The sequence below is a fragment of the Synechococcus sp. N19 genome (assembly GCF_900474045.1).
Lineage (GTDB): Bacteria > Cyanobacteriota > Cyanobacteriia > PCC-6307 > Cyanobiaceae > Parasynechococcus.
In genome coordinates, this window is the sequence record NZ_UCNR01000009.1 from 254,584 (window position 1) to 280,994 (window position 26,411).

Here is a 26,411-nt window from a genome sequence, read left to right on the forward strand (position 1 = left end):
CGGGTCAATGACCCCCAAGGTTAAGGGCCCGCAGCTCCCCTGGCTTGGTCAGAGCAAGCCGAGGGCGTGCAGCGGCCCTTGACCACTGATCAGCTCGAGCAAAAAGGCTGAAAAACCAACCATGGCCAGACGGCCGTTCCAGACCTCGGAACTGTTGTTCCAACCCCATTCCCACTTCTCCTGGGGATAGAGCTTCACCTTGTTGGGCAGCTCCGCCGCCGCATCGAGACTCACCTCAGGGCCCTGCAGGCTGGTGGACACGAGATCCGCCAATCCCTCGATGAAGGGGGCATAGGTGTCGAGAGCACGCACCCGACGGAAATTCACCACACCGGCTTCGGTGGCCAACTCCCGGTATTCGATGTCGATTTCCTCAAGCGTCTCGATGTGTTCGCTGACGAAGCTGATCGGCACCACCACCAGATCGTTGGTCTTGGCTTGCCCCAATTCCTCAAGGGCCTCCTCGGTGTAGGGCTTGAGCCACTCCACCGGACCCACACGGCTTTGGTAGGCCAGGGTGAAGGGGTTCTCGTGGCCCATCTGAACGGCCAACTCCTTCATGATCAAACCGGTGCAGGTTTCGATCTCTTTTTGATAGGGGTCGCCCGCCTCTTCGACGTAGCTCTTCGGCACACCGTGGGCACTAAAGAAGACGTGAGCCTTCGTGGGGTCGTCGCTGTTGCGGACCTCTGTCGCGATCAGCTCGGCCATGGCCTTCACATAGCCCGGGTGGTCAAACCAGCTGCGGATGCAGCGAATCGGCAACTTCTCAAAGGCCGGATCCGCCTGACGCAGGCGCTGCAGCTCACGGAAACTGGATCCACTGGTGCTGATCGAGAAATGGGGGTATAGGGGGAGCACCACCACCTCATCCATGCCATCGGCCTTGATGTCCGCCACAGCGGATTCGGTGAACGGATGCCAATAGCGCATGGCCACATAACTGGTGGCATCGATGCCGCGCTGGCGCAGCAAGCTCTGGAGTTCACGGGCCTGCTGCTCGGTGATGCGCCGCAGCGGTGATCCGCCACCGATGGAGCGATAGGCCTCCTGCGACTTGCCACTGCGCAGGGTGCTGATCAACCAAGCCAGCGGCTTCTGCAGCGCCGGACTCGGAAGCCGAATGATCTCCGGATCGGCGAACAGGTTGTAGAGAAACGGGCCAACGTCCTGGATCCGCTCCGGGCCACCCAGGTTCAGCAGGACGACACCGACGCGAGACATACCGATCAGAACGGTTTTCGGGGGTTGAGCGTAGCCGCCACGGACGCGATCCTTGGTTCCAACGACACATTTATGGAGCTCAAAAGTGCGCTGGAGACCGCCAATGCGCAGCTGGCGGCACAGGGGTCGCGCCTGCGCATCGAACAGCGGGGTCGGCGGCTGAACCTGCGCGGGTCTCTGCCGTTGCGCGGGGATCCGAGCCGCAACGGCCTGCAACGGATCAGCCTGGGGCTGATGGCCGATGCAGCAGGACTGAATCAGGCCCTCAGCACCGCTGCCCTGGTGCAGTTGCAACTGGAGCAGCGCAGTTTTGATTGGACGCTCTGGTCGGCCTCCTCCTCTGCAGCCACGGCCGGAGGGCGTTCGATCGGGATCCAGGCCGCCATCGAGGGCTTCGAAGCAGCTTTTTTTGCCGACCCGCGCCGACGCCGTTCCCCGGCGAGCAGTCGCACCACCTGGACCAGTGCCTATTTGCCCTACCTCCGGCGACTGGCGCGTCAGTGCGGTGATCAGCCGCTGGAGCCAGCGCTGCTGATGCAGACGCTGACCAGTTACGAGGACGGCAGCCGCAGCCGGCAGCAATGCGCCACAGCCCTGGCCGCCCTGGCCCGGCACCTGGAGCTGCCCTTGCCGGCCTCCTGGCGCCAGGAGGCCGGCGGCTATGGCCTGCACCGTGCCCGCTTCCGCCAGCTGCCCACCGATCCGCAGATCCTCGAGGCCGCAGGCCGCATCCCCAATCCACAGTGGCGCCTGGCCTTTGCCCTGATGGCCACCTACGGCCTGCGCAACCACGAGGTGTTCTTCTGCGATTGCTCCTCCCTGGCAGCGGGCGGGGATCAGGTGCTGCGGGTGTTGCCCACCACCAAAACCGGTGAACACCAGAGCTGGCCGTTCCACCCCGACTGGGTCGAGCACTTCGGGTTGCGGGAGCTGGCGGAGAACCCGGCCGCTCTGCCAGCCATCCAGACCGATCTGCGGCGCACCACCCTGCAGCAAGTGGGACGACGGGTGAGTGAGCAGTTCCGCCGCTACGACCTGCCGATCACCCCCTACGACCTGCGCCACGCCTGGGCGGTGCGCACCATCCATGTCGGCCTGCCGGACACCGTCGCCGCCAGGATGATGGGCCACTCGGTGACGATCCACACCCGCACCTATCACCACTGGATCACCCGGCGTGATCAGCAGCAGGCGGTGGATGCAGCCCTGGCCCGGCAACCGGCCTGACTACACCCTGTCTGCTTGTTTTCACTTCAACGATGAGCTCATTTCTGAGGCCGCTGGCCTACCGCTACCGCTGGATTTACGACACGGTCACGGCGGTGTCGTCGCTGAGTGTTGGCGGGGTGGAGCGCCTGCGGGGCCTCGGGCTCGAGGCGGTGCAGCCCCATCTCAAGCCCGGCGCTTCGGTGCTGGATCTCTGCTGCGGCAGTGGCGAAGCAGCGGCCCCCTGGCTGGCGGCGGGCTACGCCGTGACGGGGCTCGATGTCTCCCCCCGGGCTCTGGATCTCGCCGCCCAACGCCACCCCAACTTGAAGCGGGTGGAAGGGCTGGCCGAAGATCCGCCCCTGGCCGATGCCAGCTTCAGCGCCATCCAGCTGAGCGTGGCCCTGCATGAATTCCCCCGCAGCGATCGGGAACGGGTGCTCCACAGTGCCCTACGGCTGCTGGAACCGGGCGGCTGGTTGGTGCTTGTGGATCTGCATCCGGCCGGCCCTTGGCTGAAGCTTCCCCAGCAACTGTTTTGTGCCCTATTTGAAACCGACACCGCCACCGCCATGCTGGAGGACGACCTCCCCACCGAGCTGGAGCAACTCGGGTTCAGCAGCGTGAGCCAGGAGCTGCTGGCGGGTCGGGCCCTGCAACGCATCACCGCCACTCGGCCTCGATAGAACCAACACCCCTCCAGAACCAACAGCCCCTCTCCCCATGAGCACCTACGACCTCGATCAATCCGCCGCGGAACTGGGCATGGGGGGCAAGCTCGCCCCAGAAACCGACGATGCCGGTTACCGCAAACGGATGGAGCGGCGCCAGCAGGTACAGAAGCAACGGGTGGAGGAACGAAATAAGGAGAAGGGGCTGGTGCTGGTGTTCACCGGCCAGGGCAAGGGAAAAACCACCGCCGGGCTTGGGCTGGTGCTGCGCACCCTTGGCCATGGCGAGCGGGTGGCCATTGTTCAATTCATCAAGGGGGGCTGGGAGCCCGGCGAAGCACGGGCACTGCAGGCCTTCGGTGATCAGGTGAGTTGGCATGCCCTGGGCGAAGGCTTCACCTGGGAAACCCAGAACCGAGAGCGGGATCAGCAACTGGTGGAGGCGGCCTGGCAGACGGCCCTGGGCTATCTCCGCGATGCCAGCGTGAAATTGGTGCTGCTCGACGAACTGAACGTGGCCTTGAAACTGGGCTACATCGAGGCCCATACGGTGATCGCCGGATTGAACGAGCGACCGGAGTTCACCCACGTGGCGGTGACTGGCCGAGGTGCACCAGCCGAGCTTATGGAGCGAGCCGATCTGGTGACAGAAATGACCCTGGTGCACCACCCTTTCCGCGAACAGGGGGTGAAAGCCCAGGCAGGCATCGAGTTTTAAGGGTTGAACCAGCCGGCCTCAGGCCGCTTCAGCCGCCTCGAGATCATCTTGAAGATGACGGGTGGCAGCGGTAAGCACCGAAAGCCCACTCACCAACAGAGCGCGATGCACCACCGGTTCACGCCAGCAGTCGGGATCCTGACTGGCCCGTTCCAGGGCTGAAAGCGTGAGACGGGCCATCACACCGCTTTGGGTGGCATCGGTCTCTGGCATCAAACAGCCGCGGTTTCCCCATCCAAGCGGCGATCAGAGGCTTATGCCAGTGCTTGCTACTGTCGAAAGGATCTGGACCGTAGATGACCTACACACGCGTCCTGCTGAAACTCAGCGGCGAAGCTCTGATGGGATCTCAGGGCTATGGCATCGATCCCGCCATTGTTCAGTCGATTGCTTCCGATGTGGCCAAGGTGGTGGCCAATGGCACCCAGCTGGCGATCGTCGTGGGCGGCGGCAACATCTTCCGCGGGCTGAAGGGGTCTGCAGCGGGCATGGAGAGAGCCACAGCTGACTACGTCGGCATGTTGGCCACGGTGATGAACGCCATCACCCTCCAAGACGGGCTCGAGAGGGCTGGTGTTCCCACCCGTGTGCAGACCGCCATCGCCATGCAGGAAGTGGCGGAGCCGTATATCCGTCGCAAGGCAATTCGGCATCTGGAGAAAAACCGGGTGGTGGTGTTCGGCGCCGGTTGCGGCAACCCGTTTTTCACCACCGACACCACGGCTGCCCTGAGGGCCGCCGAAATCAATGCCGATGTGGTGTTCAAAGCCACCAAGGTGGATGGGGTCTACAACAAAGACCCGGCCAAGCACGCCGACGCGGTGAAGCACGCGCAGCTCAGCTATCAGGATGTGCTCAGCGGAGAGCTGGGCGTGATGGACAGCACCGCCATCGCCCTTTGCAAAGACAACAACATCCCGATTGTTGTCTTCAACCTGTTTGAACCTGGCAACATCGGCAGAGCCGTGGCCGGGGAACCGATCGGGTCCCGCATCGGCGACCCCTCCTAAACAACGCCAACCCAGTTCGCACGCCTCCTCCCTCAGCAACCATGTCGACCCAGGACCTCGAAGCCAGCATGCGCAAGTCGGTGGAGGCCACCCAGCGCAACTTCAACACGATCCGTACCGGCCGGGCCAATTCCTCCCTGCTGGACCGCATCAGCGTTGAGTACTACGGCGCTGACACACCGCTGAAGTCGCTGGCCACCCTGTCGACCCCGGACTCCCAGACCATCCAGATCCAACCGTTCGACATCAGCGCCCTGGCCTCGATCGAGAAGGCGATTGCGATGAGTGAGCTGGGCTTCACCCCCAACAACGACGGCAAGATCATCCGCATCAATGTGCCGCCCCTCACCGAGGAGCGCCGCAAGGAGTTCTGCAAGCTGGCCTCGAAGTACGCCGAAGAAGGCAAGGTGGCCCTGCGCAACCTGCGCCGCGACGCGATCGACAAGATCAAGAAGCAGGAAAAGGAGGGCGAGTTCTCCGAAGACCAGAGCCGCGACGAGCAGGACGGCATTCAGAAAACACTCGACAAATTCATCGCCGAACTGGAACAGCACCTGGCCACCAAGGAGGCCGACATCCTCAAGGTGTGAGCAACGAATCAGATCGGACCCACGACGTCCTGATCGTCGGGTCCGGGGCCGCTGGCGGTGCCGCGGCAGTTCATCTCGCATTAGCAGGCCATGACGTTCTGACGCTGGAGCGCGACGCCGAGCCGCGGATCAAACCCTGTGGAGGAGGCATGGCGGCCTCAGTTCAGCAGTGGTTCCCCTTTTCCTTGGAGCCAGCGGTGGAGCAGGTGATCCGGCAGGTGGATTTCAGTTGGTGCCTGGAGGATCCGGTGGTGGCCGAGTTGCCAGGGGATGCACCGTTCTGGATTGTGCGCCGCGAAACCCTGGATCAACTGCTCTCAGATCAGGCCATTCAGGCTGGGGCAAAACGCCTTTCAGGCGTTGAAGTCAATGACATCCGGCGCCATGAAGACGTCTGGCACGTCACGGCAACCGACGGACGCCATTGGAAGGGGCGGGGCGTGGTGATCGCCGACGGTTCGGGATCCCCTTGGCCCCAACGGCTCGGCCTGGGGGCCAAACAGCCCCAGATGGCCACCACCATGTCGGTGCGGCTCGAGGGTCAAGGCAACCTCAGCAATGGCACCACCCGCTTTGAATTCGGCCTGGTGAAACAGGGCTTCGCCTGGGCCTTTCCACTCGCAGGTGGTGTGAACATCGGTGTGGGCAGTTTCATCGGCAAGCAGGACGCCGACCCGGAGCAGGTGCTGGCTCAGCTGTTGCCGGATCTGGGTTTCGCCGCCGATGCAGGCATCCGTCAGCGCGGCCAACTGCGGGTGTGGAACGGCCATCACCGTCTTGATGGCAACGGCATTGTGGTGGTGGGGGATGCGGCATCGCTTTGCGACCCCTTTTTGGCGGAAGGGCTACGCCCTGCCCTGATGAGTGGCTGCGAAGCGGCCCGACATCTAAGCCCATGGCTCAAGGGCGACAGCAAGGATCTGCGGGGCTACAGCCGCAGCATGCGGGAGCGCTGGGGTGAGTCGATGGCCTGGGGCCGGCGCATTGCCCAGGTGTTTTATCGCTTCCCCGGTGTGGGCTATCAGCTGGGGATCAAGCGGCCCACCGCACCACGGCGCATTGCTCAGATCCTCTCCGGGGAGATGGGCTATGGCGACATCGCCCAACGGGTGATCAAGCGGCTGCTGCTGCAGCGCAACTAAAGACCGAGGCTGAGCTGCTGGCTGCCGTTGTCGGGCTGCTGTGATTTGCGCCTGCGTCGGCGAGCCGTTGTTGGCTTCAACCCCGCCTTACGTGAGCCATGCTTGCGCTGAATCGCATCGGCATGGCGATCAAAACCGGCTGATCGGCGAATCTCCCAGATGCGATCTTTGGCATCCTGCATCGATGCGGTGACATCAACGATCGGTGCTGGCATGCCACCACCCAGCATCCAGGGCTCATGGATGTGAATCGTGGGCACATCCTTGAGTTCAGGGCACCACTGGCGGATGAACAGCCCCTGGGGGTCGTGGTCCATGCCCTGCTTGATCGGGTTGTAGATCCGAATCGTGTTGATCGAGGTGCTGCCCGATTGCATCTGGCACTGGCTCCAGTGAATCCCCGGTTCGTAATCCACAAACTGACGGGCCAGATGCAGGCCACTGTCTCTCCAGGGAAGCCAGAGGTTGTAGCTGGCAAAAGACATCAACATCGCCCGCATGCGGAAGTTGATCCAGCCATGGGCCCGCAAGGCGCGCATGCAGGCATCCACAAAGGGGACGCCAGTGCGACCTTCGCTCCAGGCCCTCAAGCGCTCGGCGTCGGCTGCGCGAATGCCGCGCATGAACGGATGGAAATCCCTGAATTCAATCGCCGGCTGGTCCTCCAGCTTCTGAATGAAATGGCAATGCCAGTGCAGCCGTGATTCAAAGCTGCTGACGCCGCGGCCGCTGTGGGTGCGGCTGGTCTGAAGCACTTCCCGCATCGAGAGACAACCCCAGGTGAGATAAGCCGACAGGCGCGAACAACCGGTGAACGCGGTGTTGGGGCTCGACATCGACCGTTGATAGCGCGGGGCGCGGTGCTGCAAAAAGTCGTTCTGCTCCTCCAGGCCGATCGACCGCCCACCGATCTGACGCTGCGGACATGCATCCGAGAGCAGGTCTGAACAGGGGCGCTCCGGGATCACGCCGGGATCAATACCCTCCAGCGATTGCAACGCGGCCGGCTCGGGTGTGATGGGCTCCGTCATCTGAACCTCCCAGCGTTTGGCCCAGCCATTGCGGCTGCGCATCCGGCGCGTCACCCCGAACTGCGGGATTTCCGTCCAAGCGGTGCCGTACCGACGGGCCCAGGCTCCAACGCGTTTGTCGCGCTGGTACGTCCAGCCATTGCCGGTTTCCTCATGGCTCCACAGCCCATCAATGCCGAACTGACGACGGGCCCGTTCCAGCACCTGCACCACATCCCCAGCGCGCACCACCAAGGGTTGGCCCCGATCCGCTAGGGCCTGGCGCAACTCCAGTAGCGACTCCCGGCAAAACATCCACTGCCGCTCGGAGGCATCGGGCTGCTGCCACAACTCCGGCTCCACCACATACAGCGGCAGCACCAAACCCCGCTCCGCAGCAGCAGCCAGGGGCCGGTGATCAACGATGCGCAGATCACGCTTGAACCAGACGATCTGCAGCGCTGCCATTCACTGCAATGGAGAGGACCCGGTTCTAGTGGATCCGGAGCTCCCGCCAAGCTTCAATCCACTGCCATTTCCATGACATCGGCAAAGCGAGTGTTCACCGTGTTGCGGAAACCCACCACATCCAAACGGCGCGTCATCAACGCGGCAGCGAGGAAACAAACCATCTGCAGGCCGAACACGCCGCCATAGGCAGCAAACAAATCACCTCCGTTCCAGGCTTTGAGCAAGGTGAGCAGCCCGCCTCCACAGATGGTGGCCAGGCCGCAGGAATAGGCATAGCCCGCCCCCCAAACACCAAGCAGCAAGCCGGTGCGGCCGGGCTGCACAAAGCTGAACATCAAGGTGAGGCATGCATTCATGCACACCCCCAGTGACAGGCCAAACAAACCAACAGCAGTCCGCAACAGGGGGATGGACTGCCCAGAGCCGGCCCAAAGCATCACCAGCAAAGCCAAAGCAGCCAGCACCGCACCCACCCGGGCCGTTCTGATGTTGCCCGCACGCTCAATCAAACAAAAGCCACTCAGACCCAGGCCAGCAAAGAAGCCAAGGGCAATCAACACATTCAGCGATGTGGTGGCACAGACACTCATGCCAAAGACGGCCGCGCCGTAGGGCTCAAGCTCCGCATCGTTGAGGAACATGCTGAAGGTGAACAGGCACAGCACCCCGAGGAAGCGGCCAGCCTGGGGGATGGTGCGCAGTTGCAACAACAACTGGGGCAAAGCCAACCGCTGGAGGACATCGGGGGGGACCGGCCCGGCCGGCACCATCAAGCCTGTGGTGCGGCGCTCCACGCCAAAGACCGACACCACCCCGAGCCCCAGCAGCAGCAGCGGCGTCACCAGCGACAGACGCTCCAAACCAGCCAGCACCGCGGTACGGCTGGCATCAGCCGCACAGGCACTGCCGAACACCTGATTCACCAGAACACTTCCCAGCAACACCCCCAGGAGACGCATCCCCCACACCACCGACAGCACCCGCGGCCGTTCGGCTTCCGTGGTGCGATCGGCGATCAAGGCCGAAAAGGCGGTTCCACCAGCAGCAATCGCGGTTCCGATCCCAACGAAAGCCAGGATCAACAGACCCATCAGCAGCACATTCAGCTCACCTCCAGAGGCCTCCATGCTGGTGGCCAAGCGCAGCACCAACTGGCAGGCCGCACCGAACAACAGAGCAATCACCACAGTGCTGCTGACGATGAAAGGCGTGCGCCGCAGCCGGCTGATGGGGATGCGATCGGAACGATGGCCGAACCAGACGAGGGTAAACCCCATCAACTGTTGACCACCCACAGCAACAGCCGCCAGCACCGCCAGGACCTGGATGTCTTGAATCAACAGACGGTTCAGCAGTCCCAGGATCAGGACTCCGAGAATCCCCAGGCTGAGCTGGAACAGCCCCAAACGCAGACCAAGAGTCAGCGTGCCCAAGGCAGAATTTCAAAACCTGAGGCAAGTATCACTGCATATCAAAAAAATCGATCGTGATTTGTTCGCGCAGGTTGCCACTGAGGCCCGGCAGCACCCCCGCCTACGCCTGAACCACAATTTCCACCGGGAACAGGATTCGGTTCAGCGCTTCCTCAACGTGCTGCAGCCCGGCACCTATGTGCGGCCCCACCGCCACCGGCGCAACGGTTCCGGCACAGGCTTCGAATGTTTTCTGGTGCTGCAGGGCGCCATCGGACTGCTGCTGTTCAACAGTGAGGGGGAGATTCAGCAGCAGCTGCATCTGAGCGCCAAGGGGCCTACCCACGGCATCGAGGTTGCAGAAGATCAATTCCACACCCTGGTGGCTCTGGAGGCCGACAGCGTGATTTTCGAGCTGAAGCAGGGGCCTTACCAGCCCACTCAAGACAAAGACTTTCTCAACGGCTTCCCCCAGGAGGGCACAACGGAGGCCGCCAGGCAGGAGTCGCAGTGGCGCGACCTTCTTTCAGGATCAGGCCTGACGTGAGGCTTCACGGGAGCGCTGCTTCTCATCCAGCAGTTCCCCTTCCAGTTGCTCGATCAAACGACTCACCAACGCCTGAAATTCCGGCTGGCAACCACGAAACGCCGCTTTGTGACGGATCGGCTCGTTGCGCATGCGCAGATCCGTGAGCATCAGCTGCAGCGAATCGATCCGGGCGTTGGAAGTCATGAACTGCGTCGGCGTTCCAGAGCGAGGTTATGACGCAGCTGCTTCAAAGCTCCAGCTCCCGCAGCAGACTGTTTTGCATCTCCCGGCCGAGGACGGCATGGGCCGCCATGGCACCACTCGCCGCCACGGGGGGAATGCCGATCCCGGGGAAGGTGCTGGCACCACACAGCCAGAAATTGGCCAGGGGCGTCGTCACGCCCGGAAAGAGGCCTTCAGCTGCTGAAAGGGCAGGGCCATAGCTGCCCTGATGAACATTGAGGAAATGGCTGTGGGTCAGCGGCGTTCCCTCCATGATCAGCTCACAGCGGTCGCGGATGTCGGGAATACGGCGTTCCAGCACCCGCCAGAACACAGCACATCGCTCCTGTTTTCTCTGCTGATACGCCGCACTATCGCGCTCCTGATCAGCCCAGAGCTCCCAGGGTTCGCTGGCCGGTGTGTAGGCATGCAGCACATGGCGACCGGCCGGTGCCATCGAGGAATCCAACACCGACGGAATCGACAACACCACCGCATTGCGCTCGGCGTCGATCCCACGCTCCCAGTCGTCGACCCAGACGGTGTGGATCGGCAGATCCTCCAGCCCCGTGGCATCAAAGCCCAGATGCAGATGCAGGAAGCCGTTGCAAGCCGGCGTAGCCTGACGCTGACGCTGCCACTTCGGCGCCACGGACTCCGGCAACAGAGCAAGGGTGGACCAGATGTCGGCATTGCAGATCACCTGCCGCGCCGCAATCTGCGTTCCATCGGCCAACGTCACCCCCACCACACGATCCCCCTCCACCCGCAGCTGCTGCACCGCCTTGCCGGTGTGCAGGCTGCCGCCATGAGCTTTCAAGCCACGCACCAGGGCCTCAACCACCGCTGCACTGCCGCCAACGGGATAGTCGAGATGGGCATCCGGCTCAAACCACTCGCCGAACAGCGTGGCCATGGCTGCGGCGTTGGTGTCTCCCATCGGCATGCCGCTGATCAGGAAGGAGAGCAGATCCACCCAATGGCGCAGGAAAGGATCGCTGAGGTGACGATCCACCAGAGGCCCAAAGGAACCGGAGAGGTGACGCATCGCCGCAAGGTGCGGCAACAGACGTCCTCCGCGCTTCAGCAGTTGCGCCATGCCATCCACCCCAGGCCGCAGGGCCAGCAAGGGCAAAGCATCGGCAGCGGCGGCAATCGGCTGAAGCGCCTCCACAAAACGCCGCCATTCGGCGGCCACTTCGGGGCCGCGCAGGCTGCGCACCACAGCCTCAAAGTCGTCGTGCCCAACGGCGATGCTCAGATCCCCTTCCGGCAACAGCACATCCCAGCTGCGATAGGGAATCACCTCCACGGTCTGCCCCAGCGCGCGCAACACCTGGGCCAGGGGATTGCTGCTGGGCCAACGCCCCAGGCCACTCCAGAGGGATGGACCGGATTCGAAGTGATACCCCTGGCGTTGAAAGCCATGGGCGGCTCCACCGGGTTGGTGATGGGCTTCCAGCACCAGCACCTCACGGCCGGCACGGGCACACAAACCTGCGGCACAGAGCCCACCGATACCGCTGCCGATCACCAGAACGTCGACGTCGCTTCTGATCATCCGCTCAGCATCCGCGTCATCATTGTGGTCATTGGCGCAAGACGATGCGCACTCGACTGCTGCTCCCCCTGCTGATCCTGGCCTTGGCCTGGGGGCAGGAGCTGATCGACCAACTGCTGTTTGCAGGGCAGTGGAACCTGCTGATGGGGCCGGATCAACCGTGGTGGGGGGTGATCACAGCGCCATTCAGCCATGCCGGCTTCGGGCATCTGATCTCCAACAGCCTGGCGTTTCTGCCCCTGAGCTGGCTGGTGCTCAGCCGAGGGATGCGCGATTACCTGAGCGTCTGGCTGTCGGTGCTGCTGATCAACATTCCGGTGGCCCTGTTCTGGCCCGCCCGCAGCCATGGACTCTCAGGCGTGGTGTACGGACTACTGGGCTATCTGCTGCTGATCGGCTGGCTGGAACGCCGCATCCTCTCCATCGCTCTGGGCCTGGTGGCGTTCTGGCTTTACGGCTCAGCCCTGATCGCCTTAATCCCCGGTGTCTCACCCGCTGACGTCAGCTGGATCGGCCACAGCGCAGGATTCATCGGCGGCCTTGTGGCAGCTCTTGCGGTGTATCGCGAGCCCACCGCCAATTAAGGACACCCGGTTGAAGACACCGGTTGAGCTCAGCCCTCGGCCAGAACCTCATCGAGAAACGCCAAGGGGCGCTCCATGGTGGCGGAGTAGCCGAGCAGGCTTTGATCGCGGTGGCAATAGATCACGCTGTCATCGGAGTCGAGCAACACGGTGGCGCCGCGCTGGGTGATGTAGTCGTCACAGGGCACGTAGGTGCGCCAGTTGCGGAGCACTTCATTCATGTTGCGCAAACGCTTGGTGGCGAGCTCAAACGGTCGCTGGAACCCGGCACCACCGGCCTGGCGGAACAGAGCCCCCCGGAAGCGCGGCAGAGGAAAGGCTTCAACCCACTCTTCATCGTCGAAGATCTGGGCCGCCGAGCGATCTCCGGTGTAACCGCGCAGCACCTCGCGCAGGGTGCCCGGCGAACCCACGCCGGCGCACATCAGCAGAAAACCAGGCCAGGGCCCACCGGGGAGCTTGAGGCCGGCCTCCAACCCCAGGACCTGATGCAACTTGGGTGATGGATCAGCGATCAGCTGCTGCAGGGGAAAGCCGGTGAAGGCCGCGAAGCGTTCGGCACTGGCGGCGTTGCCGATGCCAAAGAGCTGAACCTTGACCCCTGCTGCCGCCAACTGGGGAAGCCTTGGCACCAGCGCCTGGGCGTATTCGATCGAGTCGAAATCCCCCAGCTGGCCCTGCACAACAACAAGGCGCTTGCAGCCGCTTTCCATGCCGGCAACTCCGGCCAGCCGTCGCAGCAGTGGGTCCAGTGGAATCATCCCGACAGGCTGACATTTCGCCTCCGAAAACGTGGATGGCGCTTGCACACCGCCTGAGAGACTCAAATCAAAGGCAAGAAGCAGGTGGGCAAGAAATCTGGCTTCACAAGTGCTGAGATCGAAGAGATCAAGCGTCTGTATCTGCAGGAAGGGCGATCGATCCTGCAGATCCCCAAGATCCTGGGCAAAGGCAGTGAAAACTCCGTGCGCAACGCCCTGCACAAGGCCCGGGTGAAGCATGCACCGGAGGAACGCACCAAGCTGGAGCGGTTCAAGCCCGATCAAGTTTTTGGCAATGTCACCCTTTCACCACGGATCAGAAGCCACACCTATTCACAAGAGATAGATCTAATTAAGAAAACGTGGTAACCGATAAACTCATTCAGTTCAACGAAAGAGTAGTGCCACATTCGCATATTTGATCACTTGAGTCCTCCCTACTTAACTTAATCCATACCCTTTCACGCCTACGGGGCAAGCGGCTAAGCAAGAGGAACACCATTTAGAATAATCACGAAATCTCATGCCTGATAAAAACATGAAGTCGCACTATTGCTCATTAGACTTCCAACTGCAAAATAGACACAACGACATAGCCGCTACTCTAAAAGCTTGAGCAAATGAAAAAATTACTCACCATCTGCCTTACATCCGCTGCCATAAACATGGGAGCAGTTGCAGCAGCATCTGAAGTCGATCCGGCTATTCATAAGCTATGCATAGAGGCAAAAGATTATTTAGGCTGCGTCAAAGCGATGACTGGCAGCAGCACTCCTTCCAACAGACAGAGCGTCGACATAGACATGATTAGAACATCGGGAAACTCCTGTCCATCCACCCATGCATATTCAGGGGCTGGATACTGCGAAAAAGTAATTTGCATCCCTAATTATCGAGGGCATGATTCTCGACTGGGAGGTAAAGGCTGGTCTTGCAGAGGTGGCAATACCTTGCAATTCGCAGGCTCCCCTTTAAGAGCGACTTCAGACGAAAGATGCCCACTTGTAGAACCTGAAGTCGGCAAAAACAACTCTTGCCAAAATGGCTTATCGGAAGACGAAATAAACAAAGGGTTTATAATCACAGAAAGCAAAGCTCAGAGAAAAGTTTCATTCGGCTTTGTACCAAAGCCCTTAAAAGGCGAAAGAGCCTTAGAGATTCTTCGAGTTATTCCTGGATGTGCTTTTGCCAAAGCGGGCTTCTTAAAAGGTGACGAACTTCAATCTTTTGATGGCCAAGGATTTTCAATTGGAGACGACAGATATGATTACGAGCTACTTGGGAATGCAGCAAAGAGCAATAGGCCGGTGCGTATAACTTATACGCGAAACGGAATCTCAGCGAATAAAACTGTATCACCAAGCTTATGCTCTTTTCCCAAGGTAAGATATCGATACAACACAAGAACAGGTGAATCTATTATACTGAACTAACAATCAACACTTCTAGTCTCAAAGTTATATTCGCAGCGAACTTCTTTGCTCCCAGCCATGCTCTTTAAAAATTGGTAAAATTTGTCCGATGAGCGAGAGTTCTGAAAAACAAATTTAGCCATCGCAACACCCTTGTCGTCAGCCAAATATTTAAGTTCATACTCATATAGATGATGAGCGCCAATAAAACCAGAATAATCTCTAAACCGATCAGTTCTTTTCCATGCAACTATTCTCTCTAACTTGACTCCACCGCCTCGATTAACTGAAATAGAACTACCATCTACTTCTACTTGACAATCGGAATATTTACTGACACACCAGGCGCTGAGACTCACTTTCGATGGAGTCACCTCTATTCCAGGCCTGATATCAGCCGGACCCAAATCAGCCAAGGCCGGCGAAGATAGAACTAATAGAGCTAGAAGAAAACGTTTCACGTGGATGACATGACTATCACCAGTGTGATGAAATAATTGACATATGTCAAAGAAGCTCTGTTAAGACAACTTTTCATATCTAGCTCTCGAGCTGAATTAGTAATATTCAAACCAAATGGATAAGCCCTGCTCCGCGCGACACACCCATTGCTCTGATACAGATTGCAAGGCTTCTAGCAATTCCCCCCAAAGCTTCAAGCAACCACTAGTGGGGAGAGTGGAAGACTGAAGAACACCAGCAGTGAGTTGCTGATATGTAGGCGCAACTCCGCTTCTGACCACGAAAAGCAGAGCAGCCATTAACTGGTGCCACTAGTGGCAGTACACCATGCTGGTTGTTAGCCGCCAATAACGTAAGTTAAGAGAGGGTCTCAGTTGTGTGGCTTTCACCTGCACACTTGGCCAGCAAACGAAAGACTCAAATCAAAGGCAGGAAGCAGGTGGGCAAGAAATCTGGCTTCACAGGTGCTGAGATCGAGGAGATCAAGCGTCTGTATCTGCAGGAAGGGCGATCGATCCTGCAGATACCCAAGATCCTGGGCAAAGGCAGTGAAAACTCCGTGCGCAACGCCCTGCACAAGGCCCGGGTCAAGCATGCGCCGGAGGAACGCACCAAGCTGGAGCGGTTCAAGCCCGATCAAGTTTTTGGCAACGTCACCCTTTTAAAGCGACTCAAAAAAGCGAAAAAACTGAAGTTCCATGCCCGCTGCTCCTGTGGCTACGAATTTGACGTGGACCCATTCCGGCTAACGCTGCCGGAACACCACAAAGACAGGATTGCTGCATGCCAACGCTGCAGCAAAGCGCAAACAGAGGAGCGCTCCAAGCCTGAAGCCTGAGAGAATCAATCAAGACAAGTTAAACAGCGCACACAAAACCAATAAATATTTCAACGGCTTCACATCAACAAACACAAAGTCCCACAAGTCGAATCAACCCCTTTCTCCTGTCATTGCAGGGTTAGTAGCAGAACTTGTATCAAGCTGACGCAGCCTTAACAATGACTAAAGAGCAAGATATCAAGCGGAACCTTGCTGCATTCGGGCGAGAACGTAGAACTCAAAAAGTTTTTACTCATCCCTATTCACGCCATGGAACTCACTTTCTTGGGCAACAAATATGCAAAAACAGAAGCAGTGTCGACGCGGCCAACAATCCAACTGAAATACATGGGTAAAAGATATCGGGCTGAGCAGATCAAATCCGTTCGCAATAGCGTTGCTCTCACCTACCGCGGCGTCTCCTACTCCAAAGTCTGAAGAGGCCTTGGGGCAGGGCACTAAGAACGCAGCCGACGTGACGGCATAACGCTGCGGGATCGGCACAATGGCGCGATGAGACTTCTGATCACAGTCCTGATCGCGTCCAGTGCTTTGGCCTGGCCGGCAAAGAGTGCGGAACCGATCCCCCTCGTGGTGGTTCCCTTCGATGCCGCATGGGGGTCGCGACGTCTTCCCGTTCAGCCCGCAGGGTTGTTGCCGCCACCTCCAATCCCTGCACCGAGTCCAGCCAGCGAAGCCAACGCTGAACCAAGGCCGCAACGCCAACGCTGGTGCCGGGGTGGCTGCTAGTGCAGCACGGCTGTCACTTGGAAGCGTTCTGTGCAAACCGAAAGGAGAACCCCCTTCGGGCCCTAACGATGCGAAACGCGGCGCTGTTGATGGCCAGCATCCTTCTGGGATCCATGGCTTTTGCAGGTGGCAAGCGAGCCACAGCCCAAGGGCCGTCCGAGCAGTTCGCCACCGCTGAGGCGATGCGGGTGATCCCGAAAGGGGCAACGATCACCAACACCACTTGCAAGAGCATTGATGTGGGAGCCAGCAGCCGCTATCAGTGCACCATCACCTAGAGCCCCTGAGCTGATCGATGAAAGGCTGGCGTGCTGCGTGGTGGAGCCTGATCCTGCTGGGGATCCCGGCTGCGGGGCGCGCCGAATTTGATCAGTGTCGCTTGATCGATCAGGTGCTGAATCGCCTGGGCAACGCCATGGCCATCAACCGTTTGATCATTGCGGAAGGCAAGGACAGCACGGCTGTCGCTGCGGCGAGTGATGCTCTGGCCGAACAGAACGAGAGCTACCGGCGCACCAAGCGCCAACGCGCCAACGCGCCAAAGCCGGCTGCGATGGCTGGCAACGGGACTGACTGGCTGGCTGTATGACTCACTGGCTCACGCCAGGCAAGCTGGTGAAGCGCTGATCGAGAGACCTTGGCCGTCACCGTCTGCCAGAACTGCGGAAGCCGCCGGTTTCGTGCCGACCGATCCATGGCCGGGCGGCTGGTCTGTCAGAGCTGCGGCCTTGCGGCCGGTAGCCGAGCTGCACGGTCCACACCGCACAGCAGGCGGCGCAGCAACGCAAAACGCTGGCTGGTGATCCTGCTGATCGCGGTGATCGTGCTGGTGGTGGTCACGTCGTGAGCAACTGCACCACCTCAGCGGTGTTCGCCGACAAAGGCTTGGCGGCCAGCTGGTCGATGGCCTGACGCATGACCGTTTGGCGCTCGGGGCCGTAACTACCGCAGCGACTGAACACCTTGGCCATCCGTGATGCGGTGATCGGATTGCGGGAGTCGACCGCTGCGATCTGCTCCGCCATGAACCGGTAACCACTGCCATCGATGGCGTGAAACGCCTGAACATTGGCGGTGAATCCACCGAGAACAGCGCGAAGGGAATTGGGCGCCAGGGGATCGAAGCGCGGGTGCTCCAGCAGCTGTTGAACCCGCTCCAACGCGTTGGACCTGGGGGCTGATGCCTCCATCGCGAACCAGGCATCCAGGATCACGGGCTTGTCTTGCCAACGCTCGTAGAACAGCGCCATCGCCTGCTCACGCTCGGCGCTTTCCTGCGGCAGCAAGGCCCGCAGGGCTCCCCGTGCCAGGGTCATCGAGGGGCCGGAAACAGCAGCCAATGCCTCCGCTTGAACCGTGGCATCACCAGCCGCGGCAAGCCAGCGCCAGGCCAAGGCGGTCAGGGCCCGGCCGCCCTGACCCGCCGGCCAAGCCAGGGTCCAGTCAGCCCGGGCCAGCTCCAGAAGGCGACGCAGGGACGACTGCAATTGAACGCCCATCTCATGGGTCCACGCCCGGAAGGCTTGATCCAGCGCCAGCGGATCCACCGGGGATTGCAACGCCTCCAGTTCCGCCATGCCCGGCAGCGCCAGCAGCGCCGCCAGATCCATGCCATCACCACCGTCGTAGGCACAGATCCGCTGATCAAGGGCCTGAATCAGCGCCGCTTCCACGGCAGGCTTCGGCTCGTTTTCAGCCCGCGCCAACAGCACCTGGCGTGCCAGGCGCTGGGCCGCATCCCAGCGGCAGAACGGGTCATCATCGGAAGCCAACAGCTGCAGGCACTCCTCCAACGGCTGATCGAGACGCACGTGCACCGGCGCCGAGAAGCGGCGGAGCACCGAAAGGGCAGGAGGGGTGTCGCCCGGCTGGCCCTGCAGGGTGATGCTGGCGCGCTCAGCCTCCATCACCAGCAGCTGCTCGTCACCAACACGGCCTTGCTCCCCCACCAAGGCCATGGCAACCGGCAGCACCAGGGGCTGTTTGTCCGCTTGTCCCGGCGTCGGAGGCGTCGCCTGGTGCAAGTCCACCGTGAGCTCACCCGATTCAGGGTTCCACTGCCGATCAATGCTGAGTTCCGGAGTTCCTGCCTGGTGATACCAGCGTTTGAAGCGGTCCAGATCAAAGCCCAGTGGCTCGCCCTGGCTGGTGGCACCATCGGCGATCGCCTGAACGAAGTCTTCCGTCGTGGCGGCTGTGCCATCGAAACGTTTCACGTACACCTCCATTCCCTTCATGAACCGCTCGGGTCCCAGCAGGGTGCGCAGCATGCGGATCAATTCCGCACCTTTTTCGTAGATGGTTGTTGTGTAGAAGTTATCGATCGCCTGGTATTCCGCTGGCTTCACCGGGTGGGCCGTCGGGCCAGCATCCTCACGGAATTGGGTGTTGCGCAACATCGCCACATCCTCAATGCGCTTCACCGCCTCCGAATGCAAATCCGCGGTAAAGCACTGATCACGGAACACCGTCAGGCCTTCTTTGAGCGACAGCTGGAACCAATCCCGGCAGGTGATTCGATTTCCGCTCCAGTTGTGGAAGTATTCATGGGCAATCACACTTTCGATGCGCTCAAGTTCTGCATCGGTGGCCGTTTCCGCATCCGCCAGAACAAGCTTTGAGTTGAAAATATTCAGACTCTTGTTTTCCATCGCGCCCATATTGAAGTGACGGACGGCGACGATGTTGTATTCATCCAGGTCGTATTCAAGGTTGTAAACCAATTCATCCCATTGCATGGATCGTTTCAACGAAGCCATGGCATGGGCCGTGAAGGGTTCATCCCCCTCCTCCACATGCAAACGCAGGGTGACCCGCCGACCCGACGCCGTTGTGTAGTGATCACGAATCTCCCTGAGGTCTCCGGCCACCAGGGCGAACAGATAGGAGGGCTTGGGGAAGGGGTCATCCCACGTGACCGCATGACGATCAGCGCCGACGGATCCCTCCTGAACTGCATTGCCATTGCTCAACAGCACAGGGCAGCTGCTGCGGCTGGCCTCAATCCGCACCTGCCAGCGGCTCAGCACATCCGGACGATCAGGGTGCAGGCTGATGCGCCGGAATCCCTCGGCCTCGCACTGGGTGCTCAGCAGACCACCACTGGCGTACAGGCCTTCGAGCGAACTGTTGGAGTAGGGATCCAGACGGCAACGGGTTTCCAGCACAAACGGCTGGTCCGGCACGTTGGGGATGGTGAGACGTCCGTCGGCAAAGCTGTATTCCTCTGGCGACAACGGCGCCTGGTCGATCACCAGGGATTCGATCGCCAGATCAACGCCGCACAGCACCAAGGGCTCTCCAGGCCGACGCGGTTCAAGGCTGAGCCTGGAGGCAACGGCGACATGGTCGTCCTGGATGTTCACATCCAGGACGATGGAAGGGAGTTCAAAGGCCCACGGCGTGTAGTCCGCCAGACGAATCGAAGCAGCTGCAGTCATGGCCGAACCACGCGAGGACCGAACGATCCTGACGGACGACGCTCAAAACCGGGACGTTTCAGCCAAGCTGCCGACCATCAAGCAAGCAACGGCATCAGAGCAGAGGAACAGACGCAAAAAAACGCCTGAACTCAGAAGGCCAGACGTTTTTGATCTTTAGAGCTCAAGAAGATCTTATTTTTTCGAAGGCTTCAACGAAGCAGCAGCTTTTTCAAATTCTTGCTTTTGCTTTTCCGGGACGCTTTTTGGACAGAAGTTCAAGGCAGCAGCTACAAGAGAAAAGCCAGCACTATTAAAGAACTGCCGCTCAGTAATTTTTTTATCAACACCCACCGCCTTACCACCATGCTTAGTGTAAAAAGCATTGTGCTGTCCAGCAAGGGCAATCGCGACAGATTTGTCGAAATCAATCTCCCTTGCCCTCGCCTCACAAAATGTTACTGCAGACATCATTCGGTAGGTCGCAACATCTGCGTTAGTAGCGGGAATTATTTGATTTTTTTTCTGCTGAGCATCTGCGACTTGAGGGGCAAAAAATGGTGCAAAAAATACCAACGAAGATGCTATTAAAGAGCGAATGAGCACTTTCCTTCGGAAATTGATTAATACATCAAATTTACTGTCAACAGATGCCTCTTGCCGCCTTTAGGCGCGGTTGTTGAACTGGGACATCAGCACAACGGCGCCGTTGAGTCGTCCTCGATCAATCGTCTTCGATCAGTCGTCCTCGATCAGTGGCAGGGGATCTGACATTCGAATCTCATGGTGGTGCTCAACGATCGAGAGATCACCGTTCTCCCAGCTGTAGATGGCGCGGTAGCGGTAGCGGTCCTGATCGACAAGGCGAATGTGCTCAAGGATGTCCCACTGCTGGTAGTGGGATTCGAGGATGGTTTCGTGCTCATCCACCTGACGCAGCCGAGTGCGCACCGGGTCTCCCGTCAAATAACCACGACTTCTCTGGAGTTGATGGCCCCACAACGTGGCTTCCATCACGCCACTGCGTTCAAACCAGGGTTTGCGGGCAAAGAATTCGTCGGAATGCTGGTCCTCCTGGTCAGACCACCAGCTGAAGCGGTAGCGGCTCTCACCCACCTCGGGGTGTGCGAACGCCTCCATTTTCAGGTTCATGTCCAAGTGGAGAACCTGGTCGTCACTGAAGGTGTATTGCCGCCGGGAACGCCACAAGCCCAGATTGCGGCTGAACCAGCGGCGCAGGTTGCTATCCACCTGAATCGAAGGCTGGGCAGCCACTCCGCCGGGAACGGTCAGAGGAACACGGTTTTGCGCAGAAAAAAGCGACATGGACCGCGTCAATGACGCAACGGAGTGTTCCTGTTCGTCTTAGCGCTGCTGGCGGTGCAGTCAAAAACCCATAAGGTGAGCATCGGTTTTGCTGTCTTGCAGTCCGCGTGGTCAAGGACGCTCCCAAGACACGTCAAACCCTGAAGCTGTTGCTGGTGGCTGCTCGACATCACCTGTCGGGTCAGGACCTCCGATCGCTGGTGCAGTTCCTGGAACGGGAGGACCTGGGCTTCGAAGTCACCCTGCAAGTAGCCGATCCCGCCCAGCAACCTGAACTGCTTGAGCTGCATCGCCTCGTGGTGACGCCAGCGCTGATCAAATTGGCGCCCAACCCCAAGCAGGTGTTCGCGGGAAGCAACATTCTTCAGCAACTCAAAGGATGGGTGCCCCGCTGGAAACAGGATGGGGTGGTGAGCGGCCTTGGCCTCAGCCTCAGGCCCACCGAACTCGACGGCAGTCGCACCCAGAAGGAACTCCAACTGGAGGATCAGCTGCTGGTGCTGCGCCAGGAGAACGAAACGCTGATCGATCGCGTTAGTGCCCAGGAACGCCTGTTGCGCATGGTGGCCCATGAACTGCGCACCCCACTCACGGCAGCGGCCTTGGCCCTGCAAAGCCAGAAGCTGGGCCAGATCGACATGGATCGCTTTCAGGATGTGATCACCCGCCGCCTACAGGAGATGGAGGCGCTGTCGAAGGATTTGTTGGAGGTGGGCACCACCCGATGGGAAACCCTGTTCAACCCTCAACGGCTTGACCTTGCCAGCGTTTCAGCCGAAGTGATCCTCGAGCTCGAAAAATTGTGGCTGGGGCGCAACGTCGAAATCAAAACCGACATTCCCGCTGACCTGCCCAAGGTTTTCGCTGATCAGCGCCGCATGCGCCAGGTGCTCCTGAATCTGCTCGAAAACGCCCTGAAATACACCAACGACGGCGGGCACATCTCACTCACGATGCTGCACCGCACCAGCCAGCGGGTGGAGGTGAGCGTTTGTGACAGCGGCCCGGGCATTCCGGAAACGGAACAGCAGCGAATTTTTCTGGATCGGGTGCGGCTGCCGCAAACCTCTGATCAAACCACCGGTTACGGCGTGGGGCTGTCGGTCTGCCGCCGCATCGTTGAAGTGCACGGCGGCAAAATCTGGGTGGTTTCGGACCCTGGCGAAGGCGCCTGCTTCACCTTCACGGTGCCGATCTGGCAAGGACAAGGTGTCGAATGGGGTCAAGCTGTCTTGACGGAGGGTCCGACCAAGCCCTAGTGTTCACAAGTGATCAGGAGCACAGACCGCTCGCTGACTACGGCCTCGCCCCCATCGTCTAGAGGCCTAGGACACCTCCCTTTCACGGAGGCGACAGGGGTTCGAATCCCCTTGGGGGTATGACGTCATCATCAGACCCGTTTTGATGATGAATTGAGTACCAATTCAAGTGTTTTGGCGCTTTTCAAGCTCCAAAACATCCATTCAGTTGGTTTGCATTGAATCCGCTGCGCCCTCGCTGCTTGTTCAGCTGTTTCTGCGGTGGGCTTCCTGCACAACGGCGTTGAGGTTGCTCGAGAGATCGTCCCGCAGCCGCTCCTCGATCAGACCGATCGGCATGCCAAGACAGCCTTGAACCGTCAGCTCATAGAGCAGTGAGCTGCCATCGGGACGCTGGCGGATCTGCCAGGACCCTTCAAAACGTCGAAAATCCCCTTTCACCATGCGGAACTGCAGCAGTCCGTCTTGGCGGTATTCCGTCAGCTCCAGCTGAACCTGGGCCGAGAAGCGAAGACCCAGCAGCTGCTGGCTGCCCACCTGTTGAAGGCGCACCGTCTGACCCTGGCGCTGAATCAGCTCACTGGTGCTGAGGTTGGGAATGAAACGGGACAGATTCTCGTAATCCGTCAGCACGTCCCAGAGAAGCTGAACAGGCAGTGGAGATTTGAGTTCAGCTGCCAGACGCCGCGTCCCTTGGGGCAGCCGCTCCATCGTCTGCTCGATCGCAGTCCCTGAATCTGCGGAGGTTTGAAGCCCTCGTCCAAACATTGTCTGGGGGAAAACCAAAAGAGACGCCGAGATGAGGGGCCGAACCCGAGGATCTTAATGAGGTCGCCTGGATCACATCAGATTCTGTTCCGAACAGCAACCTTTTTGTGTGAAATCAAAGGCCACGCCTATAGTCGCGCCACCAAAGGCAGGTGATTTCTATGCGGGTGTCCAATGCAGCGTCAGAGCACTGCAATGAGGCTCTGTTCACTGTTGTGGCCAGTGGTCCCCAGGTCGGCTCCAACCCGTCCGTCGTGCGGACCTACACCGTTGCGATGAACCAGTTTTCCGCACTTTTCAAACGATTGGGGGCCACTGGCGCCAAGATCGTTTCTGTGAATGGTGCAAGCGAAGAGCGTCCCGCCGCTCCTGTTGCCAGCACCCCGGCACCTGCCAAACAACCCGCCAAAAAACCCGCCAAGAAAGCCGTGACGTCAAGCGCCCCGAAGAAGAAGCCCCACGCCGACGTTCCGGTCAACACCTACAAGCCCAAAACACCGTTCATGGGCACGGTCACGGAGAACTACTCCCTGCTCAAGGACGGTGCGATCGGCCGTGTGCAGCACATCACCTTTGACCTGGCCGGCGGCGACCCGCAGCTGAAGTACATCGAGGGCCAGAGCATCGGCATCATTCCCGAAGGGGAAGACGCCAACGGCAAGCCCCACAAGCTGCGCCTGTACTCCATCGCCAGCACCCGCCACGGCGACAACCTGGAGGGCAACACGGTCTCCCTCTGTGTTCGCCAGCTCGAGTACAAGAACGATGCCGGTGAGCAGATCTATGGCGTCTGCTCCACCTACCTCTGCGACATCGAACCCGGCACCAAGGTGAAGATCACCGGTCCGGTCGGGAAGGAGATGCTTCTCCCTGACGACGAGGACGCCAACATCATCATGCTGGCGACGGGCACCGGCATCGCTCCGATGCGCACCTACCTGCGTCGCATGTTCGAGCCCCGTGAACAGGAAGCCAACGGCTGGAAATTCCGCGGCAAAGCCTGGTTGTTCATGGGCGCACCCAAAACCGCCAACCTGCTCTACGACGAGGACTTCCTCCACTACGAGAAGGAGTATCCCGACAACTTCCGCTACACCAAAGCGATCAGTCGGGAACAGCAGAACGCCAAGGGCGGCCGGATGTACATCCAGGACCGCGTTCTGGAGCACGCTGAAGAGATCTTCGCGATGATCGAAGACCCCAAGACCCATGTGTACATGTGCGGTCTGCGCGGCATGGAGCCGGGCATCGACGAAGCCATGACCGCCGCCGCGGCCGCCAAAGGGCTCGACTGGTCCGAACTGCGCCCTCAGCTCAAGAAGGCTGACCGCTGGCACGTGGAAACCTATTGATCGACCAAGCGCTGATCCATCAGCCAACGATCGTTTCCAGTCCACCCCGAGGGGTGGACTTTTTTTTGGGTTGGCAACAAACGCTGACGCCAACACGGAAACAAAGCGGCGAGTCCATGTCTGTTGCCGGTTCCGTGCCTAAACCAGCTTCAGAAGCCTGGACACTCCATGGTTGCCACGATGACTAATCCCCTCAGGGTTGGACTGCGTCAGGAGCGCGTGATCGCGCCGCAGTGTCTGGTGATCTTCGGCGCCAGCGGTGATCTAACCCACCGCAAACTGGTGCCAGCCCTGTTTGAACTGTTCAAGCAACGGCGTCTGCCCAGTGAGTTCGCCCTGCTTGGCTGTGCGCGACGGCCATGGAGTGACGAGGAGTTCCGCGGAAAGATGGCGGAGGCACTGGCCAGCACGATCGAGGACGATCCCCAGGCCTGGGAGCAGTTCGTGGGCAAGTTGTTCTACGAGCCGGTCGACCTTCAACAACCAGAGGATGTTGTGCGGCTGGGCGGTCGGCTGGAGCAGATCGATCAACAGTGCGCCACCCGCGGCAACCGCACCTTTTATCTCTCCGTCTCCCCCAAGTTCTATGGCAGTGGCTGCCGTTCACTGGCCGACGCTGGCCTGTTGAAGGACCCCAAACGCAGCCGGGTGGTGATCGAGAAACCCTTCGGACGCGACTACGGCAGTGCCCAGGCCCTCAATCGCGTGGTGCAGGCCTGCGGTCAGGAGAACCAGATCTTTCGCATCGACCATTACCTAGGCAAGGAAACCGTCCAGAACATCATGGTTCTGCGGTTTGCCAACACGATCTTCGAGCCGATCTGGAACCGCAATTACATCTCCAGTGTTCAGATCACCGCCGCAGAAACGGTTGGCGTGGAGGAAAGGGCCGGGTACTACGAATCGGCCGGTGCCCTGCGGGACATGGTGCAGAACCACCTGACCCAGATGCTGGCGATCACCGCCATGGAACCACCCGGGCGCTTTGACCCGGAGGCCATCCGCAACGAAAAGGCCAAGGTGCTCCAGGCCGCCCGCCTGGCCGATGAGCTCGAACCCTGGAACTGCTGCATCCGTGGCCAATACGGACCCGGTGGTTCCGCGGAATCACCCCTGGCCGGATACCGCCATGAACCCGGTGTGGATCCCAACAGCACCACCGAGACCTACGTGGCGATGAAGCTGTTCATCGACAACTGGCGCTGGCAGGGAGTTCCTTTCTATGTGCGCACCGGCAAACGGCTGGCCAAGCGCACCAGTGAGGTGGTGCTCACCTTCCGTGAAGCACCGGTGCATCTGTTTGATGCAGCCACCGGAGGCCCCACGGCCAATCAGCTGATCCTGCGCATCCAACCGGATGAGGGGGCCGAATTCCGCTTCGAAGTGAAGTCACCCGGATCTGGCATGCGCAGCCGCCCGATCGACATGGAGTTCTCCTACGACGAATCCTTCGGGGAGCCCTCCGATGAGGGCTATGTGCGGCTCCTGGCTGACGCCATGCTCAGCGACCCCACCCTGTTCACCCGCAGCGATGAGGTGGAAGCGGCATGGCGGCTCTACACCCCGCTGCTGGAACTGATTGAAGACAGTCCCTGGCAGCTGCCGGTTCATCCCTACGAATCCCGCACCTGGGGACCGGCCGCCGCGGATGCCCTGCTGGCGAAGGACGGACTGCTCTGGCGACGCCCCTGACCGCACACGTTCACAGCCCTGTTGTTCAGCTCTCCACGTC

General features: G+C 59.9%; 31 protein-coding genes and 1 tRNA gene. 20 read left to right on the top strand and 12 right to left on the bottom strand.

What is annotated here, in order from left to right:
• Window positions 1-48 precede the first annotated feature (48 nt).
• Window positions 49-1,224, bottom strand: a complete 1,176-nt coding sequence (gene hemH / locus DXY02_RS06390) for a ferrochelatase (RefSeq protein WP_114988535.1) — start codon at window positions 1,222-1,224, stop codon at window positions 49-51.
• Between the two features lie 72 nt (window positions 1,225-1,296).
• On the opposite strand from hemH, the gene DXY02_RS06395 reads away from it, so the two are divergent.
• The 3 genes from DXY02_RS06395 to cobO are packed head-to-tail and all read left to right on the top strand — an operon-like array spanning window position 1,297 to window position 3,819.
• Window positions 1,297-2,451, top strand: a complete 1,155-nt coding sequence (locus DXY02_RS06395; protein WP_114988536.1) for a site-specific integrase — start codon at window positions 1,297-1,299, stop codon at window positions 2,449-2,451.
• 32 nt (window positions 2,452-2,483) lie between these two features.
• Complete coding sequence (locus DXY02_RS06400; RefSeq protein WP_114988537.1) at window positions 2,484-3,116, top strand: class I SAM-dependent methyltransferase; 633 nt, start codon at window positions 2,484-2,486, stop codon at window positions 3,114-3,116.
• Between the two features lie 37 nt (window positions 3,117-3,153).
• On the top strand, window positions 3,154-3,819 hold the full coding sequence (gene cobO / locus DXY02_RS06405) for a cob(I)yrinic acid a,c-diamide adenosyltransferase (protein ID WP_114988538.1): 666 nt from the start codon (window positions 3,154-3,156) through the stop codon (window positions 3,817-3,819).
• Window positions 3,820-3,837: 18 nt separating this feature from the next.
• On the opposite strand, the gene DXY02_RS06410 is transcribed toward cobO, so the two are convergent.
• A complete protein-coding gene (locus tag DXY02_RS06410) occupies window positions 3,838-4,032 on the bottom strand; it encodes a hypothetical protein (RefSeq protein WP_114988539.1) in 195 nt (64 codons plus the stop codon).
• 83 nt (window positions 4,033-4,115) lie between these two features.
• On the opposite strand from DXY02_RS06410, the gene pyrH reads away from it, so the two are divergent.
• From pyrH to DXY02_RS06425, 3 genes are read left to right on the top strand one after another with little or no spacing between them, the layout of a single operon-like run.
• On the top strand, window positions 4,116-4,829 hold the full coding sequence (gene pyrH / locus DXY02_RS06415; protein ID WP_114988540.1) for a UMP kinase: 714 nt from the start codon (window positions 4,116-4,118) through the stop codon (window positions 4,827-4,829).
• A 41-nt stretch (window positions 4,830-4,870) separates the two neighbouring features.
• Window positions 4,871-5,419, top strand: coding sequence for a ribosome recycling factor (gene frr, locus DXY02_RS06420; RefSeq protein WP_114988541.1), 549 nt, complete (start codon window positions 4,871-4,873; stop codon window positions 5,417-5,419).
• Complete coding sequence (locus DXY02_RS06425) at window positions 5,416-6,561, top strand: NAD(P)/FAD-dependent oxidoreductase (protein WP_114988542.1); 1,146 nt, start codon at window positions 5,416-5,418, stop codon at window positions 6,559-6,561. Before frr ends, DXY02_RS06425 begins: the two co-directional genes overlap by 4 nt.
• On the opposite strand, the gene DXY02_RS06430 is transcribed toward DXY02_RS06425, so the two are convergent.
• Entirely contained in the window at window positions 6,558-8,039 is a 1,482-nt protein-coding gene (locus tag DXY02_RS06430) for a deoxyribodipyrimidine photo-lyase (RefSeq protein WP_114988543.1), read from the bottom strand. The two genes, DXY02_RS06425 and DXY02_RS06430, sit on opposite strands and share 4 nt — an antisense overlap.
• Window positions 8,040-8,092: 53 nt before the next feature.
• The gene (locus tag DXY02_RS06435) at window positions 8,093-9,475 is read right to left on the bottom strand and encodes a PucC family protein (protein ID WP_114988544.1); all 1,383 of its coding nucleotides are present in this window, start codon (window positions 9,473-9,475) and stop codon (window positions 8,093-8,095) included.
• 58 nt (window positions 9,476-9,533) lie between these two features.
• On the opposite strand from DXY02_RS06435, the gene DXY02_RS06440 reads away from it, so the two are divergent.
• Window positions 9,534-10,001, top strand: a complete 468-nt coding sequence (locus DXY02_RS06440) for a WbuC family cupin fold metalloprotein (RefSeq protein WP_244276177.1) — start codon at window positions 9,534-9,536, stop codon at window positions 9,999-10,001.
• Here the strand turns inward: DXY02_RS06440 and DXY02_RS06445 are convergent.
• Window positions 9,987-10,187 carry a hypothetical protein gene (locus DXY02_RS06445; protein WP_114988545.1) on the bottom strand — a complete coding sequence of 67 codons (201 nt, stop codon included), beginning with the start codon at window positions 10,185-10,187 and terminating at the stop codon, window positions 9,987-9,989. The two genes, DXY02_RS06440 and DXY02_RS06445, sit on opposite strands and share 15 nt — an antisense overlap.
• A gap of 43 nt (window positions 10,188-10,230) precedes the next feature.
• Entirely contained in the window at window positions 10,231-11,766 is a 1,536-nt protein-coding gene (locus tag DXY02_RS06450) for an NAD(P)/FAD-dependent oxidoreductase (RefSeq protein WP_114988546.1), read from the bottom strand.
• Window positions 11,767-11,810: 44 nt separating this feature from the next.
• On the opposite strand from DXY02_RS06450, the gene DXY02_RS06455 reads away from it, so the two are divergent.
• On the top strand, window positions 11,811-12,350 hold the full coding sequence (locus tag DXY02_RS06455; protein ID WP_114988547.1) for a rhomboid family intramembrane serine protease: 540 nt from the start codon (window positions 11,811-11,813) through the stop codon (window positions 12,348-12,350).
• 29 nt (window positions 12,351-12,379) lie between these two features.
• Here DXY02_RS06455 and DXY02_RS06460 read toward each other — a convergent pair whose 3' ends face one another.
• Window positions 12,380-13,111: a peroxiredoxin-like family protein gene (locus DXY02_RS06460; RefSeq protein ID WP_114988548.1), complete on the bottom strand. Its 732-nt coding sequence runs from the start codon at window positions 13,109-13,111 to the stop codon at window positions 12,380-12,382.
• Between the two features lie 84 nt (window positions 13,112-13,195).
• Between DXY02_RS06460 and DXY02_RS06465 the strand changes: the two genes are divergently transcribed.
• The gene (locus tag DXY02_RS06465) at window positions 13,196-13,480 is read left to right on the top strand and encodes a hypothetical protein (RefSeq protein ID WP_244276178.1); all 285 of its coding nucleotides are present in this window, start codon (window positions 13,196-13,198) and stop codon (window positions 13,478-13,480) included.
• Between the two features lie 251 nt (window positions 13,481-13,731).
• On the top strand, window positions 13,732-14,544 hold the full coding sequence (locus DXY02_RS12205) for a hypothetical protein (RefSeq protein ID WP_137024453.1): 813 nt from the start codon (window positions 13,732-13,734) through the stop codon (window positions 14,542-14,544).
• On the opposite strand, the gene DXY02_RS12210 is transcribed toward DXY02_RS12205, so the two are convergent.
• Window positions 14,541-14,984, bottom strand: a complete 444-nt coding sequence (locus DXY02_RS12210) for a hypothetical protein (protein ID WP_137024455.1) — start codon at window positions 14,982-14,984, stop codon at window positions 14,541-14,543. The two genes, DXY02_RS12205 and DXY02_RS12210, sit on opposite strands and share 4 nt — an antisense overlap.
• Window positions 14,985-15,424: 440 nt before the next feature.
• Between DXY02_RS12210 and DXY02_RS06470 the strand changes: the two genes are divergently transcribed.
• From DXY02_RS06470 to DXY02_RS06490, 6 genes are all read left to right on the top strand, one after another.
• Complete coding sequence (locus DXY02_RS06470; RefSeq protein ID WP_114988642.1) at window positions 15,425-15,823, top strand: hypothetical protein; 399 nt, start codon at window positions 15,425-15,427, stop codon at window positions 15,821-15,823.
• 252 nt (window positions 15,824-16,075) lie between these two features.
• On the top strand, window positions 16,076-16,243 hold the full coding sequence (locus DXY02_RS13205) for a DUF4278 domain-containing protein (RefSeq protein WP_371640002.1): 168 nt from the start codon (window positions 16,076-16,078) through the stop codon (window positions 16,241-16,243).
• Window positions 16,244-16,318: 75 nt separating this feature from the next.
• A complete protein-coding gene (locus DXY02_RS12215) occupies window positions 16,319-16,555 on the top strand; it encodes a hypothetical protein (protein ID WP_137024457.1) in 237 nt (78 codons plus the stop codon).
• An 89-nt stretch (window positions 16,556-16,644) separates the two neighbouring features.
• Complete coding sequence (locus DXY02_RS06480) at window positions 16,645-16,833, top strand: hypothetical protein (protein ID WP_244276179.1); 189 nt, start codon at window positions 16,645-16,647, stop codon at window positions 16,831-16,833.
• Between the two features lie 17 nt (window positions 16,834-16,850).
• The gene (locus DXY02_RS06485; protein ID WP_244276180.1) at window positions 16,851-17,144 is read left to right on the top strand and encodes a hypothetical protein; all 294 of its coding nucleotides are present in this window, start codon (window positions 16,851-16,853) and stop codon (window positions 17,142-17,144) included.
• 48 nt (window positions 17,145-17,192) lie between these two features.
• On the top strand, window positions 17,193-17,402 hold the full coding sequence (locus DXY02_RS06490) for a transcriptional regulator (RefSeq protein WP_114988551.1): 210 nt from the start codon (window positions 17,193-17,195) through the stop codon (window positions 17,400-17,402).
• Here DXY02_RS06490 and pepN read toward each other — a convergent pair.
• From pepN to DXY02_RS06505, 3 genes are all read right to left on the bottom strand, one after another.
• Window positions 17,392-19,995 (bottom strand): aminopeptidase N, encoded by a 2,604-nt coding sequence (pepN, locus tag DXY02_RS06495; protein WP_114988552.1) that lies wholly within the window; start codon window positions 19,993-19,995, stop codon window positions 17,392-17,394. The two genes, DXY02_RS06490 and pepN, sit on opposite strands and share 11 nt — an antisense overlap.
• A gap of 174 nt (window positions 19,996-20,169) precedes the next feature.
• Window positions 20,170-20,580: a cAMP phosphodiesterase gene (locus DXY02_RS06500; protein ID WP_244276181.1), complete on the bottom strand. Its 411-nt coding sequence runs from the start codon at window positions 20,578-20,580 to the stop codon at window positions 20,170-20,172.
• Window positions 20,581-20,712: 132 nt separating this feature from the next.
• Window positions 20,713-21,300: a hypothetical protein gene (locus DXY02_RS06505; RefSeq protein ID WP_114988554.1), complete on the bottom strand. Its 588-nt coding sequence runs from the start codon at window positions 21,298-21,300 to the stop codon at window positions 20,713-20,715.
• A gap of 107 nt (window positions 21,301-21,407) precedes the next feature.
• Here DXY02_RS06505 and DXY02_RS06510 point away from each other — a divergent pair, with 107 nt between their 5' ends.
• Window positions 21,408-22,559, top strand: coding sequence for a histidine kinase (locus DXY02_RS06510; protein ID WP_006850655.1), 1,152 nt, complete (start codon window positions 21,408-21,410; stop codon window positions 22,557-22,559).
• A 47-nt stretch (window positions 22,560-22,606) separates the two neighbouring features.
• Window positions 22,607-22,679, top strand: a tRNA-Glu gene (locus tag DXY02_RS06515).
• A gap of 126 nt (window positions 22,680-22,805) precedes the next feature.
• Here DXY02_RS06515 and DXY02_RS06520 read toward each other — a convergent pair.
• A complete protein-coding gene (locus DXY02_RS06520) occupies window positions 22,806-23,327 on the bottom strand; it encodes an SRPBCC family protein (protein WP_114988555.1) in 522 nt (173 codons plus the stop codon).
• Between the two features lie 161 nt (window positions 23,328-23,488).
• On the opposite strand from DXY02_RS06520, the gene DXY02_RS06525 reads away from it, so the two are divergent.
• The gene (locus DXY02_RS06525; RefSeq protein ID WP_114988556.1) at window positions 23,489-24,679 is read left to right on the top strand and encodes an FAD-binding oxidoreductase; all 1,191 of its coding nucleotides are present in this window, start codon (window positions 23,489-23,491) and stop codon (window positions 24,677-24,679) included.
• 168 nt (window positions 24,680-24,847) lie between these two features.
• Window positions 24,848-26,371 (top strand): glucose-6-phosphate dehydrogenase, encoded by a 1,524-nt coding sequence (zwf, locus tag DXY02_RS06530; protein ID WP_114988557.1) that lies wholly within the window; start codon window positions 24,848-24,850, stop codon window positions 26,369-26,371.
• The last annotated feature ends 40 nt before the right edge of the window (window positions 26,372-26,411 follow it).